Below are 14,526 nucleotides of genomic sequence, written 5' to 3'. Positions count from 1 at the left end.
GCTCTTTAGCACGCGATAAGGTCGGTATGTCCAAATCCCCTTGAGTAGTCGAGCAGCGAGACGATCGTGGGTGTCAGGCGGAAGACGCAGACCTCCGATGTTTTCGGCATGGGGAGATCGAGGCCTTTCTGGTTCGGATATCGCGAGATCAAGAGCCGCAAGGCTTTTTCGAATTCGGCGGGATCCGTTACAAGCTTCGCACGTGCCGCCATCGATAGACCCGCGATGTCCATCACCTGGGCGGGATCGTCGTCCACCGTTAGCGAGACCCGATCGTCCCTCGCAAGGTTGGCGGCCTTCTGGCTGTCCGCTCCGCAAAGAAAATAGATGACGAGTCCATCGTTGGCGTAGCCGACGGTGGTCACCTGGGGCCAGCCGTCAGGTCGTACCGTAGCGATCCTCGTGGTCCGGTGCTGATTCAAAAGCCGAAGGATGTTCCGCCTGAACTTTTCGTCCATTGGTCGCCTCTGATTTAGACCAGTTTAGCTCCCGAGCCGCGGGCACGTTTTGAGGCAGGTCAAGTATCAATGAAGCCGGCCGCCAAGTCTGGGCGCAGTCGGCCTATTCATACGCCTGAGGGCAATTGTGCCAATGCTCCCGGAGGAGGCGCTGCTATTTGGCGGGTACGTTTGTCGCTATAGCGGACCCATCCACCGAGCTGACTCGTTGAGCTGCATCAAGCTGGCTTTTAACAGCGGTGACATCGTGCGAGTAGGGAGGACTGCTCTGATGCGCGGAGTTGCCCTGAAGGCTCTATTTACGGCCTTGGCTTTTAGAAGAGTCGAGAAGGAGCGAGTCGATTGGGATCGAAATATTTTGATCTTCTCGACGGCGGTGACCGTCGGGTTGGTTGCGCTCTATGTTTACGGCAAGACAACCTCGCGCTGGTGAACTGTTTCGCGGGAACGACTGCGACGATGCGATGCTTACTGATACTTTCGACAATAGTTCTCTGGTCGAGCACCGGCGCCCGCGCGCTCGACGAGGAACAGCAACGTGGTAAAGAGTTGCTACAAAGAATGTGCGCACGCTGTCACTCTGTTGGCAGGACCGGGGCAAGTCCTAACAGGCAAGCGCCGCCCTTTCGTAGCTTTAGCGAAACCAAGCTCTACGATAGCGACTTCTTGGAGCGACTGCAGGAGGGCTACAGCAGCATTCATCCCTCGATGCCGACCTTCCGCTTCAACAGGGAAGATGCGATAGCAGCTCTGAACTTCATGAAATCAATTCAGGAACCACCTAAACCGGGACGCAAGTAGCTGCGGAATGAGACCATGTCGTTTGAGCGGGTTCTGCGATGGGCCCTTGTTGCGATCGCAATCGCCGGATTGACCGCGGGTATTCTTGCGCGAGCCGCGGGTCGGCCTGATCTGGCCGGCCTCGCATGGGCAATCGGCACGGCGCCCGTGATCGGAGGACTGGCGTTCTCGATCGTCAGGGATCTTCTGAACGGCCGGCTCGGCGTGGACGCGATTGCGCTGCTATCCATGAGCGCAGCGTTGGCGCTTGGCCAACCGCTTGCCGGAGCCGTGGTCGCCTTGATGTATTCCGGCGGCAACGTGCTGGAAGATATCGCGGTCGCACGCGCCGAGCGCGACCTGCGGTCGCTGGTCGATCGTGCGCCGCGCCATGCTCACCGCAAGAGCGGCGAACGGATCGAAGAGGTTCCGGTCGATGCCGTCTCGGTCGGCGAGGAACTCCTGGTGCGAGCCGGCGAGATCGTGCCGGTCGACGGTATCGTTGGCTCGGCCTCGGCCACCATCGACGAGTCCGCCGTTACTGGCGAACCAATCCCGGTCGAAAAAGCGCGTGGGAGTGCCATTCTGTCAGGTTCGCTGAACGCGGGAGAGACTTTCGAATTGACCGTGACTGCGCCGGCCGGCGAGAGCACCTACGCTGGCATCGTGCGTATGGTGACGGCGGCGCAGACGGCAAAGGCTCCCTTTGTACGGATGGCCGATCGCTATGCTCTGATCCTTCTGCCGGTGACGCTCGTCATCGCCTTCGTGGCGTGGCGCATCTCGGGAGATCTGACCCGCAGTCTCGCCGTGCTGGTGGCGGCGACGCCTTGCCCGCTGATCTTGGCTGCGCCGGTCGCTTTCATTGCCGGCGTCGCGCAAGCGGCGCGCCGCGGCATCCTGGCCAAGGGCAGTGGGGCGCTGGAGGCGCTGGCGCGCGCGCATACCGTACTCTTCGATAAAACGGGCACCCTGACCGTCGGAGGGGCGCGGCTGCTTTCGATCGAGGTTGCACCGGGAGGGGACCCGGACGAGGTTCTCAGGCTCGGGGCATCGCTTGAGCAGGCTTCGCATCACGTGCTTGCCAAGACCGTGGTGGCGGCGGCCGTAGAGCGCGGCCTCGAGCTGAAAGCCCCCGAACAGGTCAAGGAGGCGATGGGCTCGGGACTGAGCGGCCTGATCGATGGACAGCAGGTCATGGCCGGCACGCGACAGATGCTACCCTCGAATTCAGAGCCGTCGCCGTGGGAGCGGCGAGCCATCCGGCGCGCGTCGTGGCGCTCGGCACTGATCGTCTTTGTCGCCGTGGATGGGCGTACAATCGGTGCGTTGCTTCTGGCGGACGAGCTGCGGGCAGATACGCCGCGGGCGATTCGGCTGCTGCGCGATGCGGGCATCGCGCGCATGGTGATGGTCACCGGCGATCGCGCCGCGGCGGCGCAGGCCATCGGTGCGGCACTCGACCTCGATGCCGTGCTGGCCGACCGAGTCCCTTCCGACAAAGTCGAGGCGGTGAGGGGCGAGCAACGGCTGCATCCGACCATCATGGTCGGCGATGGCATCAACGACGCCCCGGCGCTGGCCGTAGCCGACGTCGGGGTCGCGCTCGGGGCGCGGGGCGCCAGCGCTTCGTCTGAAGCGGCCGATGTGGTGATCCTGGCCGACCGCCTCGACCGTGTGGGCGAAGCGATCATCATTGCGCAGCGGGCGCGGCGGATTGCCCTGCAAAGTATTGTCGTCGGCATGGGGCTCTCGCTCGTCGCTATGGTCGCTGCCACTCTGGGTTGGCTCGCCCCGGTGCCGGCGGCGATTACGCAGGAGGTGATCGATGTCGCCGTTATCGTGAACGCGCTGCGCGCGCTCACTCCGGCCCTCGGCGCTGGTGGCCGTCGCATCACCCCGGAGCAGGGGCTGAGATTGCATCACGATCATCAGACCTTGTTCAGGGATTTGGATCGCCTGCGCAAAATCGTCGATGCCCTGGACGACGTGACGCCCGAATCGGCCGAGACGTTGATCGGGGAGGCCCAGCGGCTGGTTCAGAGCAGCGTCGTGAAACACGAGCGCGACGACGAAGACAGCGTCTATCCGAAGCTTGCGGAGGTGCTGCGCGAGCGCCATGGCCTCTCAGCCATGAGCCGCGCCCATCGGGAGATCCTGCACCTTGCCCGACTGCTCAGCCGAATCGTCGAGGACATGCCCTCGGAGAAAATCGACCGCTATATCGTGCGAGATGCGCAACGGGTGATCGAGGCCATCGAGACGCTGGTGCGCATGCACACGGCTCAGGAAGAGGACATCTACGAAGCCGTGGCGGCTTAGGCCCGGCCTTAGCGACACAACATGTCCATTCGGGCGCAAAGGAGGTTAGCCATCGCGAAGAAGGAAGTCGTTGGCCCGCTGATACTGCCGAAATTTCCGCATGCTCTGTCCGTGGCGGAACTGCTCGGGCAGTTCCGGGTGTCCGGCGCCGAGGGGCTGTCCGAAGCCGAGGTCAACGCACGGAGAAAGCATTTCGGTGCGAACACCATCGCCTCGCGGCGTTCAGCCGGCGTGCTGCGCCTGCTGGTGCACCAGTTCAGGAGTCCAGTCGTCTATCTCCTGAGCGGCGCAGCCGGCCTGGCGTTTTATTTCGGCGAACTCGAGGAGGGCAGCGCCATCTCTGCGGTGCTTGCCATCAACACGCTGATCGGCTTCGTGACCGAGTTGAAGGCGGTCCGATCGATCGAGGCTTTGCGCGCGCTCGGCACGCGGACCGCCCGTGTCCGACGCGAGGGGCGGGTTCATGTGATCCCGGCCGAGGAACTGGTTCCGGGCGATGTCGTGGTCTTGGAGGCTGGTGATGCCGTTTCGGCCGACCTGCGCCTTATCGAGACATCTCGTCTTTCAGCGGACGAGTCGTCGCTGACCGGAGAATCCGTCGCCGTCGACAAGCAGTTCGAGCCGGTCAGCGCAGACACCCGTCTCGGCGATCGCGCGTCGATGGCGTTCAAGGGCACCGCGATTACGCGCGGCACCGGCGCCGGTGTCGTGGTCGCGACCGGAATCGTCACAGAACTCGGCCGGGTGACGCGGCTAGTTCTCGAGGCCGATCCGGGTCATTCACCCCTTGAGCGCAAGCTCGAGCGTCTGTCGGTGCAACTCGTCTGGGCGACTATCGCTGTCGCCGCCATCATCGGTGGCATTGGTCTATTGAGTGGCAAAGACCCTCTCCTGATGATCGAGGCGGCCATCGCGCTCGCCGTCGCCGGGATTCCGGAAGGTCTCCCCATCGTCGCGACGCTTGCGCTTGCCCGTGGCATGTGGCGCATGGCACAGCAAAATGCACTGATCGAACGTCTCTCGGCAGTCGAGACGCTTGGGGCGACAACAGTCGTTCTCACCGACAAGACCGGTACCCTGACCGAGAATCGGATGACGGTGCGACGGCTCTGCACACCCTCAGGCGAGATCGAGTTCGGGACCGGCGCTCCAGAGGGGGGCGAGGGTCAGCAGGTCGCAGGCGATCCGCAGGCGGCCGAATTGCTCCGGATCGCGGTTCTATGCAACGACGCGCATCTCGATGGTTCCGAGGAGCGCGGCAGTGGCGATCCCATGGAGATCGCGCTTCTGCGTGCTGGGCTACGCGCCGGCTTCAGGCGGACAACCTTGCTGGAGGGGCGCGGCGTCGTGCGCAAGCATGCTTTTGATCCCGTCGCCAAGATGATGGCGACCGTTCATGAGCATGGGAGGGGTGTACTGATCGCCGTGAAGGGGGCGCCCGAGGCGGTCCTAGCGGCGACGACGCGCGTAGCCGTCGGCAATGGCGAGGTCGCGCTTGATGACACCATGCGAGCGGAGTGGCTCAGCCGAGCCGATCGGCTCGGCCATGACGGCCTGCGGGTGCTCGCCTGCGCGACGAGAATCGACCAGGTGGCCGATGCCGCGCCCTATGACAGGCTGGTGCTTGCTGGTCTTGTCGGCTTGGAAGACCCCGCCCGGGCCGACGTGCCACCGGCCATCCAGGACTGCCGGCAATCGGGAATTCGCGTTGTCATGGTCACGGGCGATCACGTGGTGACGGCGAAAAGTATCGGTCGAGCCGTCGGTCTTGGGGAGAACGTTTCGAATGTCATGGAGGGCAAGAATATCAGGCAGATGATTGAAACCGGGCAGCCTGCCCTCCAAGACATAGGAATTTTCGCGAGAGTCACTCCAGATGAAAAACTCGCCCTCGTTCGGACGTATCAGGCTGCAGGCGAGATTGTCGCCATGACGGGCGACGGGGTGAATGACGCACCCGCCTTGCGGCAGGCCGATATCGGTGTGGCGATGGGCTTGCGTGGTACCGATGTCGCCCGCGAAGCGGCCGCCATGATCCTGCTCGACGACGCGTTTCCAACCATCATCAGGGCGATCCACGAAGGGCGCGTGATCTTCGCCAATATCCGCCGCTTCGTCGCCTACCTCTTGTCCTGCAATCTCAGCGAGGTGTTGGCGGTCGGCCTCGCCGTATCGCTGGCGCTTCCTTTGCCCCTCCTGCCGCTGCAAATTCTGTATCTCAATCTAGTGACAGACGTATTCCCCGCTTTCGCGCTTGCCATGGGCGAGGGCGAGGAGGGCATCCTCAAGCGGCCGCCGCGGGATCCAAAGGAGCCGATTCTGGGCCGCCGGCAATGGATCACCATCGTCCTGCACGGGGCGGCGTTGACCGCAGGCACGTTCGGGGCGCTGGCTGCGTCGGCCTGGCTCGCTCTCGATGCCCGATCAACAGTCACTATCACGTTCCTCACGCTCGCCTTTGCCCAGCTCTGGCACACGTTCAACATGCGTGATCCGCGCTCGCCGCTCTTCGTCAACGAGGTGACGCGGAACGGCTGGTTGTGGGGCGCGCTTTTGCTCTGTGCAACGCTGCTCGCTGTGCCAACCTACCTACCGTCGGCAGCACATCTATTGCAGCTTGCGCCCCCAAGCTCTGAAATGTGGTTGATCGTGATTATCTTCAGCGTGGCGCCGCTAATCGCCACGCAAGCTGTCAGCGCAGTCTTCAGATGGATTGCGCGAGTGCGATAGCGACAAAGGAAGCTATTTTCCTTCTTGTTTTCAAAACTTCTTCGGCCGCCTGGAGCATGCAATTACTTGCCCAACGCGCGCCGACAATGGCGGGGCTGCGCGGCTAAGGTGTCGCCCTGATGAGGTCGCACAAGCGGTATTGGTTGGAGGCTCATCCAGCTTAGTATCAAGCCATTCCGCAAAACTCGTTTGACCTGATCGCAATGGCCTCGATGGCTTTTTTGCTGCAATTCCTCCGGATCGGGTGCGCATCGAGGTAACGCTCCCCAGGCCTGCTAGAGAGTGATGCTCGCGACCGCCGCGACGATTTGATCTTCCGCGCGTTACCGGCTTCGGACATCACGGTTGGCAGACGGCGCAGCAAGCGTTCCAAGACCGCTAATCAGCGGCGCTGTCGCTTGCTACTCTTGCTGATTGCGGCTCAGATAATCGATAACAGCGAGGATGCGTTTTCGCACGACGACTTCCGGGCTTTGCTCCGGTCCAGCCATCTTCCAATAATACGGATCAACATAGTGAGGCAAGTTGAGGACGGGGTTGAATCGCTCTCCCCAAACTGGCATTTCGCGAGTGCCGTGAGCTGGAATTGTCTTCAATCCCTCTACGATCTCATAAACAGCGTTCGTGGGAAATACACCGTTGTTGTTCTTGGCTAACATCGTCAGATCGGCAGGCGGTATCTTAAGCTGGTTGCTAACCGGTCCTTTGCCCCTCGCATCCGTACCATGACAGCTGGCGCACGAAGATTGAAACTCTGACCTTCCCATGTCGAGGTCTTCAGCCTGGGCTACGGCGGCGAAACCAGCGGTCAGACCGGCCATTACCAAACATTTTCTACTAAAGCTTACCATGTCGCACTCCGACGCTGGTTGGGAAGATGTAAACTATTAGCGGTTTCGCATCCCGACAGTTTGACGCACATCAAGGCTGGCTTTCGGCTTAAGCTCATAAGTGGTTTGAAATGCTGTACGCTGGCGGCAGCAGGCGCTCTCGCATAGCGGAACGGGCAGGACCCTTGGAATCCTGCGCCCCTTCAAATGGTGCCCCATGCGTTCTAATTTTACGTTGCCCGATTTGGAGAAGAGGCTGCAAGAGTCTGCAGGATGGAGCGCTTGTCCAGATTAGCCTCCGTGACTACGAGCGCCTGTTTGGATTGAACGATGCGGCGCTCGGTCGGCTGCGAAATTTCTGCCGCGGTCACCAATGCGTTGCGAGTTTTGCGGACACTGCCATACTGTTTCGCAAGCGTGTCGCGTCGGTTGATGAGAAGAAGCAAGAGCCGCGAATATAGGATTCGTGGCGAGCAGAGAGCAGATGGTCGCGGCGCTGCGTCGTTCGGCCGGCACGTTGTAACGGGGGAAGCCATCACGTCTCGTGCCTGCATGACAACCTCCGTATCAAGCGCTCGATCTCAACTATCGACATTTTGCCGGATTGAGAGCGGCCGAGATTGATCGGGATCAAGCAACAGGAGCGACGAGCGGTCAGAATAGAGGCTGTGTAAGGAGGAGATCCCAATGATCAAGATACCGCATCACGCCGTGGTGTTCGTCGGCGATGGGCGAAAGGCTCTGTTCTTCCGGAACGAAGGTGACGAAAAATTCCCGAACTTGAGGGTGGAAGCCGCCTTCGAGGATCAGAATCCGGCAACCCACGACCAGGGAAGCGACCGGCCGGGCCGGGTGAGCAAAGCCGCGCATAGCGGGCAAAGAAGCGCGGTGGAGACGAGCGGTTGGCATGAGCTCGAGGAGCGCCGCTTTGTGAAGCAGGTGGCGGTAGCCGTGGAGCGCATTGTACGCGGCGAGCCATCGACGGCGCTGATCGTCGTCGCACCGCCGCGCACTCTGGCGGCGCTTCGGTCGGACTTCCATCCCGATGTGAAGCGCCGGATCGTGGCGGAGCTTGCCAACGACCTCACCAGGCACCCGGTCGGCGACATCGAAAAGCACTTGTTGCGCGAGTAGGGCAGATCGTGTGGGGCAACTTGGCCGAGGTCGCCTCCGAGCACAAGCGATTCGAGGGCGGACGAGAATATCCCACTTGATGTGCGTCAAGTCTCATTCGCTTGGCTGCGGAAGTGGGCGCCGACCTCATCGTTACAGGAGGTTATGGACATAGCCGGTTGGGCGAATGGATGTTCAGCGGCATGACGAATAGCCTTCTGCAGCAGGCGCGAGTCTGCCTGATGATGGTCCACTAGGCCGCGATGCTCGGTCTCGACAACGGCGGTTCGACGCTGCAATCGAGAAAGCCCGGCTCGCGATTTTGATGGGAGACAGGCAATGCGGGCATCAGATATCATGCGGAGGTCGTTTGCAACCGTGAAGCCGGAAGCGCCGCTGCTGGAGGCGCTCCATCTCCTGCTCGAGACCAATCAGCGCGGCCTGCCGGTCCTCGATGATGAAGGGGCCTTGGTCGGCATCATTGCCGAAGGCGACTTCCTCCATCGTCGCGAGTTGGGCGTCACCTATCCCGAAGGGTGTTGGCTCGAATGGTTACTGGGGAAGCAGGAGGGCGAGCTCGCTCGTGAGCGAACCAGGGGACTGCGGGTCGAAGCAGTCATGAGCCGTCATCCTGTTTGCGTCGACGAGAATGCCACGATCGATGCTGTCGTCAAGGAAATGGATGTCTACCAGATCTCGCAGGTGCCGGTGCTCCGCAAGAGAAAGGTCGTGGGTATCGTGGGCCGAATGCAGATGCTCACAGCGCTGGCAAGCTGTCTTGGGGAGCCTGGCAGGGCTTAAGGGATAGGGTCAGCCGAGCGGGGGTATTTCGAGCACTTGCGATGGGTCCACTCCACAAGATGCCAGACCGCGACATTCGGCTCGATGCCTGCAGAGGCATTGCACTCTGGTTCGTCTTCATCAACCACATACCAGGGAATATCTGTAGCTGGCTAACGTTGAGCCATTATGGATTCAGCGACACCACTGAAGTCTTCATGTTTGTCTCGGGGCTGACGTGCACGATGGCATATGGACACGTGTTCAGAAGCGCCGGGACTTGGGCGACGATCTGTCATACGGTTCGGCGGATCTGGGAGATTTATTCGGCATTTCTGCTGTTGACGCTGTTTCTGGTCGTGGCAGTTCATTGGATGGATGCCGACCTCGCAGACGAGGCAAATGTGGCGATCGTCCTGCAGAAGCCGGGAGAAGCGCTGTCGCGTGCGGCGATCCTGCAATACCGTCCCGTCAATACGGACGTGCTGCCGACCTTCGTGCTCTTCCATTTACTGTTTGCGCCGTGGCTCCTGCTTTTGCTCAGATGGCCAAATGCGGCCTTGGCCGCTTCGGCTCTGCTGTACGGCTTGGTCCAGACTTACGGCTGGAACTTTCGGGGGTGGCCGACGAACGACTGGTATTTCAACCCGTTCGCCTGGCAATTCCTCGTCACGATCGGTGGATGGTGGGCGGTGGTGGGGCATGGGCGGTTGGCGCCATTCGTGATGTCGCGTCCGGCGATCATGCTTTCGGCCGCATACCTGATTTGGTCACTGGCTGTTACAATGAGTTGGATCAATCCGGCTCTTGAGCTCGTAGTTCCTCAATTCCTGAAAGCCTTGGTCTATCCGATAGACAAGTCGGATCTTGATCCGCTGCGGCTTCTGCATTTCCTTGCGCTTGCGGTCTGCGTCGCCAACCTCGCGCCGGCGCATTGGAGCGTCATGCGGTCACGCATGCTCTTGGGAGCTGTTCGTTGCGGAGAGAATTCGCTAGAGATCTATTGTGTGGGGGTCTTGTTGTCCCTTGCGGCATATCTCGTTCTGAGAACCATATCTGACGGCATGCTCGCTCAAGTCATCGTCAGCGGCACAGGCATCGCTCTTCTTACCGTCTTTGCCACATTGCTGACCGGGTTCGCGGGCCTTGCCGCGCCTCGAATAAGGCTACTTTGATCAGGTACATCTTCGACACTTCGGACCGGCTCACATGCCTTCAAGCGCTCTGCGCAATTTTCGGATGATCACGCCCCGTGATCGATCGTCTGCGGCCGCTTCGATCTGGTCATTGATATCGAGAAGCAGTTTGGACATATCGTTGTGCCAATCGAGGCTGACGACTGCATCGGGAGCGAGCCTGCGGCGGCGAGCAACGTCGATCGGTGTCGGCGCGGCTGTCGATAATTCGTAGACGTCGTCCAGCATAGGCGTGAAAATCTGCGCGGTCGGAACGGTTCGCTCGGCGACCCGGTGCAGAAGGCCTCCGAGCGCGTGCTCCTCCCCATGCACGATGAACAGACCGCGATGAATGGGTCGCCGCGCGGCAATCCAGCGCGCGAGTTCCGGACCGTCGGCGTGCCCTGAGTATTCGTCGATATATCGAATCCTCGCAGCGACTTTGATCTCTTCGCCCTGTATCCTCACCGCTTTCGCGCCATCTCGCAGAAAGCGGCCTAGGGTACCTTGTGCCTGGAATCCCGCGAGCAAGACCGTGCACTCCCTGCGCCACAACCATCGCTTCAGATGATGGCGGATGCGGCCGGCGTCGCACATTCCACTTGCGGCAATGATGATATGGAAGCCGGAGAGCCTGGCGATCGACTTGCTCTCATCAACGGTTTCCGTGAAGTGCAACTGACTGGAAGTCAGAAGCCGGTCCAAATCGGCGCTCGGATCGAGACTGGCCGTGTTATTCCGAAAGACTTCCGTCGCACGGATCGCCAAAGGCGAATCGAGGAAAATTGGTGCGGTCGGAATCTCACCGCGGACCATCAAGTCGGCCAGATCGACGATCAGCTCCTGGGTCCGTTCTACCGCAAAAGCGGGGATTAACAGTGCGCCGCGCCCGCTGGCGGCATCGCGCACCTCCTGGGCGAGATGCGCGCGACGCAGTGCGTGAGTTGTGGACGGGCGGTCGCTATCGCCGTAGGTCGACTCGCAAAATACGTAGTCGAGGCTGGTCGGTGCCTCCGGATCCGGCTCCAGCAGTTTGGCGTCTGGGCCGATGTCACCCGACATCAGGACACGCAACGGCCCTCCGTTTCTGCCTTGCTCGGCGAATTCCAGCTCGATCGAAGCCGAGCCGAGCAAATGTCCCGCATTCCAATAGCGGGCGCGGACGCCAGGTATCACCGCGTACCACGCCTGGTATTCGACGGGCCGAAAGGCATCCAGGGTCGCAATCGCATCGGCTTGTGTATAGATGGCCGTTACAGCGCCCCGCCCTCGGGCGGCGTTTCGGCGGTTCAGGGCGGCAACCTCCGTTTCCTGGATGTTGCCTGCGTCGGGAAGCATGTAGGAGCAGAGGTCGATGGTGCCGCGCGTCGCCAGGATCGGGCCTGAAAAGCCTTCACGCTTGAGCTTCGGCAGGAGCCCGCTGTGGTCGATGTGGGCGTGCGTCAGCAAAACGGCGTCGACATCCGCCGGGCGGAACGGGAACGCACCGTAGTTCAGCGCTTTCAACGTTTTCGGTCCCTGAAACAACCCGCAATCGACCAGGAATTGTCCTTTCGGCGTAACAAAGAGATAGCAGGAGCCGGTAACGGTGCGGGCGGCGCCGCAAAACTGGATGGTGACGCTCACGGGGGACTCCCAGTCTCCGGCATGCCAACAACTTCCCGCCGCAACGCGCGGGCGAGAAGATCGTCGAGGCGGATGGCGTTGGTTGGATGTGGCACACTGTTGGTGGATCGGACGGAACGAATGCCGGCGCGACCGAACTCTGTCATAAACGCCGGCGGAAATAGTGCATGAACGATAATGGCCTCGATAGAAGAGGCTCCTGACGCGGCAAGAGCTTCCGCGCAGGCGGTAAGGGTCCCACCGGACGACACGATGTCGTCGATGAAGAGCACGGGACGCCCGGCGAACAGCGTCGTGTCCGGGAATGCGATCTGCACCGATTGATCAGTCCGGCGTACTTTTCGCGCCACGCTGTACGAAAGTCCGAGACGGCCGGCAATGTCGGCCACCCAAGATCGCGACTCCTCATCGGGGCCGACCACGACCGTCGTGGGCGCGACTGTGTCGGCACGAAGCACAGCTTCGATCGCAGGAGCCGCCGACAGGTTGTGCGCTTCAATGCCAGGAAAGACCCCGGCGAGATTGGGCGTCCGATGGAGATGGGCATCAAACGTGATGACGCAATCGAAGGTGCTCGCCAGAAGGGTACCGATTGCGCGCTGACTGATCGCCTCGCCGGGATGGAACGCTGCGTCCTGGCGCATGTAGCCGAGATAAGGCGAAACGAGCACGAGCCGCTTGGCTCCACCGCGCCGCAAGGCTTCTGCAGCAAACAACAGCGCAATCAGCTTTTCATTGGGCTGATTGAGCGAGCAACAGACTATCGTGGTGGTTGCCGCTGGGCCGACGGTCGCCCGCAGCTCGCCATCGGGAAATCGATGCAAGATGATTTCATGGCCGACAATACCCAGAGTTTCAGCAAGCCGAAGCCCGAAATGGGTGGAAGTGGGCAGCCATTGAACTGCGCTCCGGGTCATGGTGCTGCCCCGGCTTGCGGTTCGATCCGGTAAGCAGAGTCCAGCTGGGCCATGCCGACAGCAAGGTCAAACGCCGAGGGCTCGAACGCGTGAATGCGATAGAGCGGCTCTCCTTGCTCGACCCGATCGCCAATCTTCTTGTACAACTTGATGCCGGCGCCCTTGTCGAGCGGGGCGCCGGCCGTCCGCGCCAGCCGGTTGAGACGCAAGCAATCGATCGCTGCGACGACACCATCTCGTTCGGCGCAAACGTCGATGGTAAGGGTGCCGATTTTGCTCGCGGAAGGCGCAGGGCCCTGGGCCTCGATGATCTTCACCATCTGTCGAAGCGCCGCCCCGCTTTCCAGGAGCTCGCTTGCCCGCGCATAGCCGGTGCCACCGCGCAAATCAGGGTCGTGTTCCAGAAGGTGGGCGGCAAGGCGTAGCGACTTCTCACGAAGATCGCGCGGGGCTTGGGGCTCATTAGCAAGGACTGCCATTACGTCCTGTGCCTCAAGCGCCGGGCCGATACCCCTGCCGATGGGCTGCCGTCCATCAGTGGTCACGACCTCCACTACGAGGCCAAATCGATCGCCGACGAACTGAAACAGCTTGCGAAGTCGCATAGCCTGGGATGCAGTCGTAAGCTTGGCGTTGGGCCCAACCGGAAGGTCGATGAGAAGATGCGTCGAGCCGGCAGCCAGCTTCTTCGACATGATGGATGCAACCATCTGTTCGTGCGTATCCAGCGCCAGTGGTCGCTCGACGCCGATCAGGATGTCGTCTGCCGGAGACAGGTTGACGTGTCCGCCCCATGCAAGACAGCCATTGCACGACGCGACGACCTCTTTCATAGCTTCGACGCTGAGGTCGACCCGGGCCAGCACCTCCATGGTGTCGGCCGTTCCGGCTGGCGACGTGATTGCGCGTGACGACGTCTTCGGGATTGTCAGCCCGTGTGCGGCTACAATCGGCACCACGATCATCGACGTGCGATTGCCGGGAATGCCGCCAATGCAATGCTTGTCGACGACAGTCTTCGTATTCCATCTGAGCTGCGTCCCGGCTCTGGCCATGGCCTCTGTGAGCGCGATCAACTCCCCGGATGTCATGAAATTTGCGGAACTGACGAGGAATGCAGCGATTTCCATGTCCGAATAGCGGTAATGCACGAGATCGTCGACAATTGCGCCGATCTCGGGAGCTTCAAGTGTCTTGCCCTGAATCTTGGCGCGAACCGCGTCCAGGCTTGGCGGGGAGGGAGCAGGGGTAACCGCAATGTAGGTGCCTGCCGGCTGTCCAAAGCGCCGAAACGCCGGCTCCGCCATGCCAAGCTGGTCGGGCCCGACCAGGCCGTCATCATCGGTGAGAAGCACCGTCGCCAGCTGCGTCTTCGAGCCGCTGCGCAGCTCGACTCTCGAAAATCCTCGAAACAGGTCCGGCCGCAGCGCCGTTGAGCGACGGGAGATTACAACGACGTTTTCCCGGCCGGTGTCGAGATTGACACGGCGGGATCTGAGCTGCGCGCGGCCGGGTGGAATGGCGTTCATCGATGAAAACTTCTTTGTCGCGGTGAAGCGAGGATAGGGCTCGCCCAGGAGCCCCGATTTGCGACAGATCAACCCTTCGCCGGTCCTCAAGCACAGAGAGGTCGTGGGGCGCCGGCGATGCGGTTGCCTCAGTGAGACCGATGAGCTCGTACTGTCTCCAGATACGCGGCAGGAGAGTGGGGGCTGGCGGGCTCTTCAACAGGTCTTCCGACTTGATCCGCGTCAAATGAGAGGCATCGGAAGCAGCTAACGTTAGATCGCCAGGG

Annotated in this window: 13 protein-coding genes; 8 read left to right on the top strand and 5 right to left on the bottom strand. The window is 61.2% G+C overall.

Annotation, left to right across the window (positions count from 1 at the left end; genetic code table 11):
* Positions 1-5: 5 nt before the first annotated feature.
* Positions 6-458, bottom strand: coding sequence for a pyridoxamine 5'-phosphate oxidase family protein (locus LPJ38_RS29490; protein WP_028151327.1), 453 nt, complete (start codon positions 456-458; stop codon positions 6-8).
* Positions 459-666: 208 nt separating this feature from the next.
* On the opposite strand from LPJ38_RS29490, the gene LPJ38_RS29485 reads away from it, so the two are divergent.
* The 4 genes from LPJ38_RS29485 to LPJ38_RS29470 are packed head-to-tail and all read left to right on the top strand — an operon-like array spanning position 667 to position 6,290.
* Positions 667-891 (top strand): hypothetical protein, encoded by a 225-nt coding sequence (locus LPJ38_RS29485; protein ID WP_158644818.1) that lies wholly within the window; start codon positions 667-669, stop codon positions 889-891.
* A 26-nt stretch (positions 892-917) separates the two neighbouring features.
* Positions 918-1,259, top strand: a complete 342-nt coding sequence (locus LPJ38_RS29480) for a c-type cytochrome (RefSeq protein WP_208750654.1) — start codon at positions 918-920, stop codon at positions 1,257-1,259.
* Between the two features lie 15 nt (positions 1,260-1,274).
* Positions 1,275-3,560 carry a heavy metal translocating P-type ATPase gene (locus tag LPJ38_RS29475; RefSeq protein WP_145642488.1) on the top strand — a complete coding sequence of 762 codons (2,286 nt, stop codon included), beginning with the start codon at positions 1,275-1,277 and terminating at the stop codon, positions 3,558-3,560.
* A 21-nt stretch (positions 3,561-3,581) separates the two neighbouring features.
* A complete protein-coding gene (locus tag LPJ38_RS29470; RefSeq protein WP_145642490.1) occupies positions 3,582-6,290 on the top strand; it encodes a cation-translocating P-type ATPase in 2,709 nt (902 codons plus the stop codon).
* 401 nt (positions 6,291-6,691) lie between these two features.
* Here the strand turns inward: LPJ38_RS29470 and LPJ38_RS29465 are convergent, their stop codons facing one another.
* Complete coding sequence (locus tag LPJ38_RS29465; RefSeq protein ID WP_145642492.1) at positions 6,692-7,141, bottom strand: c-type cytochrome; 450 nt, start codon at positions 7,139-7,141, stop codon at positions 6,692-6,694.
* Positions 7,142-7,807: 666 nt separating this feature from the next.
* Here LPJ38_RS29465 and LPJ38_RS29460 point away from each other — a divergent pair.
* From LPJ38_RS29460 to LPJ38_RS29445, 4 genes are all read left to right on the top strand, one after another.
* Positions 7,808-8,254: a baeRF12 domain-containing protein gene (locus LPJ38_RS29460; protein ID WP_145642494.1), complete on the top strand. Its 447-nt coding sequence runs from the start codon at positions 7,808-7,810 to the stop codon at positions 8,252-8,254.
* Between the two features lie 113 nt (positions 8,255-8,367).
* A complete protein-coding gene (locus LPJ38_RS29455) occupies positions 8,368-8,490 on the top strand; it encodes a universal stress protein (protein ID WP_231088443.1) in 123 nt (40 codons plus the stop codon).
* A gap of 82 nt (positions 8,491-8,572) precedes the next feature.
* Complete coding sequence (locus LPJ38_RS29450) at positions 8,573-9,034, top strand: CBS domain-containing protein (RefSeq protein ID WP_038944195.1); 462 nt, start codon at positions 8,573-8,575, stop codon at positions 9,032-9,034.
* A 41-nt stretch (positions 9,035-9,075) separates the two neighbouring features.
* Positions 9,076-10,188 carry an OpgC domain-containing protein gene (locus LPJ38_RS29445; protein ID WP_145642496.1) on the top strand — a complete coding sequence of 371 codons (1,113 nt, stop codon included), beginning with the start codon at positions 9,076-9,078 and terminating at the stop codon, positions 10,186-10,188.
* 30 nt (positions 10,189-10,218) lie between these two features.
* Here the strand turns inward: LPJ38_RS29445 and LPJ38_RS29440 are convergent, their stop codons facing one another.
* From LPJ38_RS29440 to LPJ38_RS29430, 3 genes are read right to left on the bottom strand one after another with little or no spacing between them, the layout of a single operon-like run.
* Positions 10,219-11,814, bottom strand: a complete 1,596-nt coding sequence (locus tag LPJ38_RS29440; protein WP_145642498.1) for an MBL fold metallo-hydrolase — start codon at positions 11,812-11,814, stop codon at positions 10,219-10,221.
* Positions 11,811-12,731, bottom strand: a complete 921-nt coding sequence (locus LPJ38_RS29435; RefSeq protein ID WP_145642500.1) for a ribose-phosphate pyrophosphokinase — start codon at positions 12,729-12,731, stop codon at positions 11,811-11,813. Before LPJ38_RS29435 ends, LPJ38_RS29440 begins: the two co-directional genes overlap by 4 nt.
* Positions 12,728-14,260 carry a thymidine phosphorylase family protein gene (locus LPJ38_RS29430; protein ID WP_145642502.1) on the bottom strand — a complete coding sequence of 511 codons (1,533 nt, stop codon included), beginning with the start codon at positions 14,258-14,260 and terminating at the stop codon, positions 12,728-12,730. Before LPJ38_RS29430 ends, LPJ38_RS29435 begins: the two co-directional genes overlap by 4 nt.
* Positions 14,261-14,526: the final 266 nt, after the last annotated feature.

It is taken from the genome of Bradyrhizobium daqingense (assembly GCF_021044685.1).
In the GTDB taxonomy this organism is placed as follows: domain Bacteria; phylum Pseudomonadota; class Alphaproteobacteria; order Rhizobiales; family Xanthobacteraceae; genus Bradyrhizobium; species Bradyrhizobium daqingense.
This window is presented reverse-complemented; position numbering and strand designations above follow the sequence as displayed.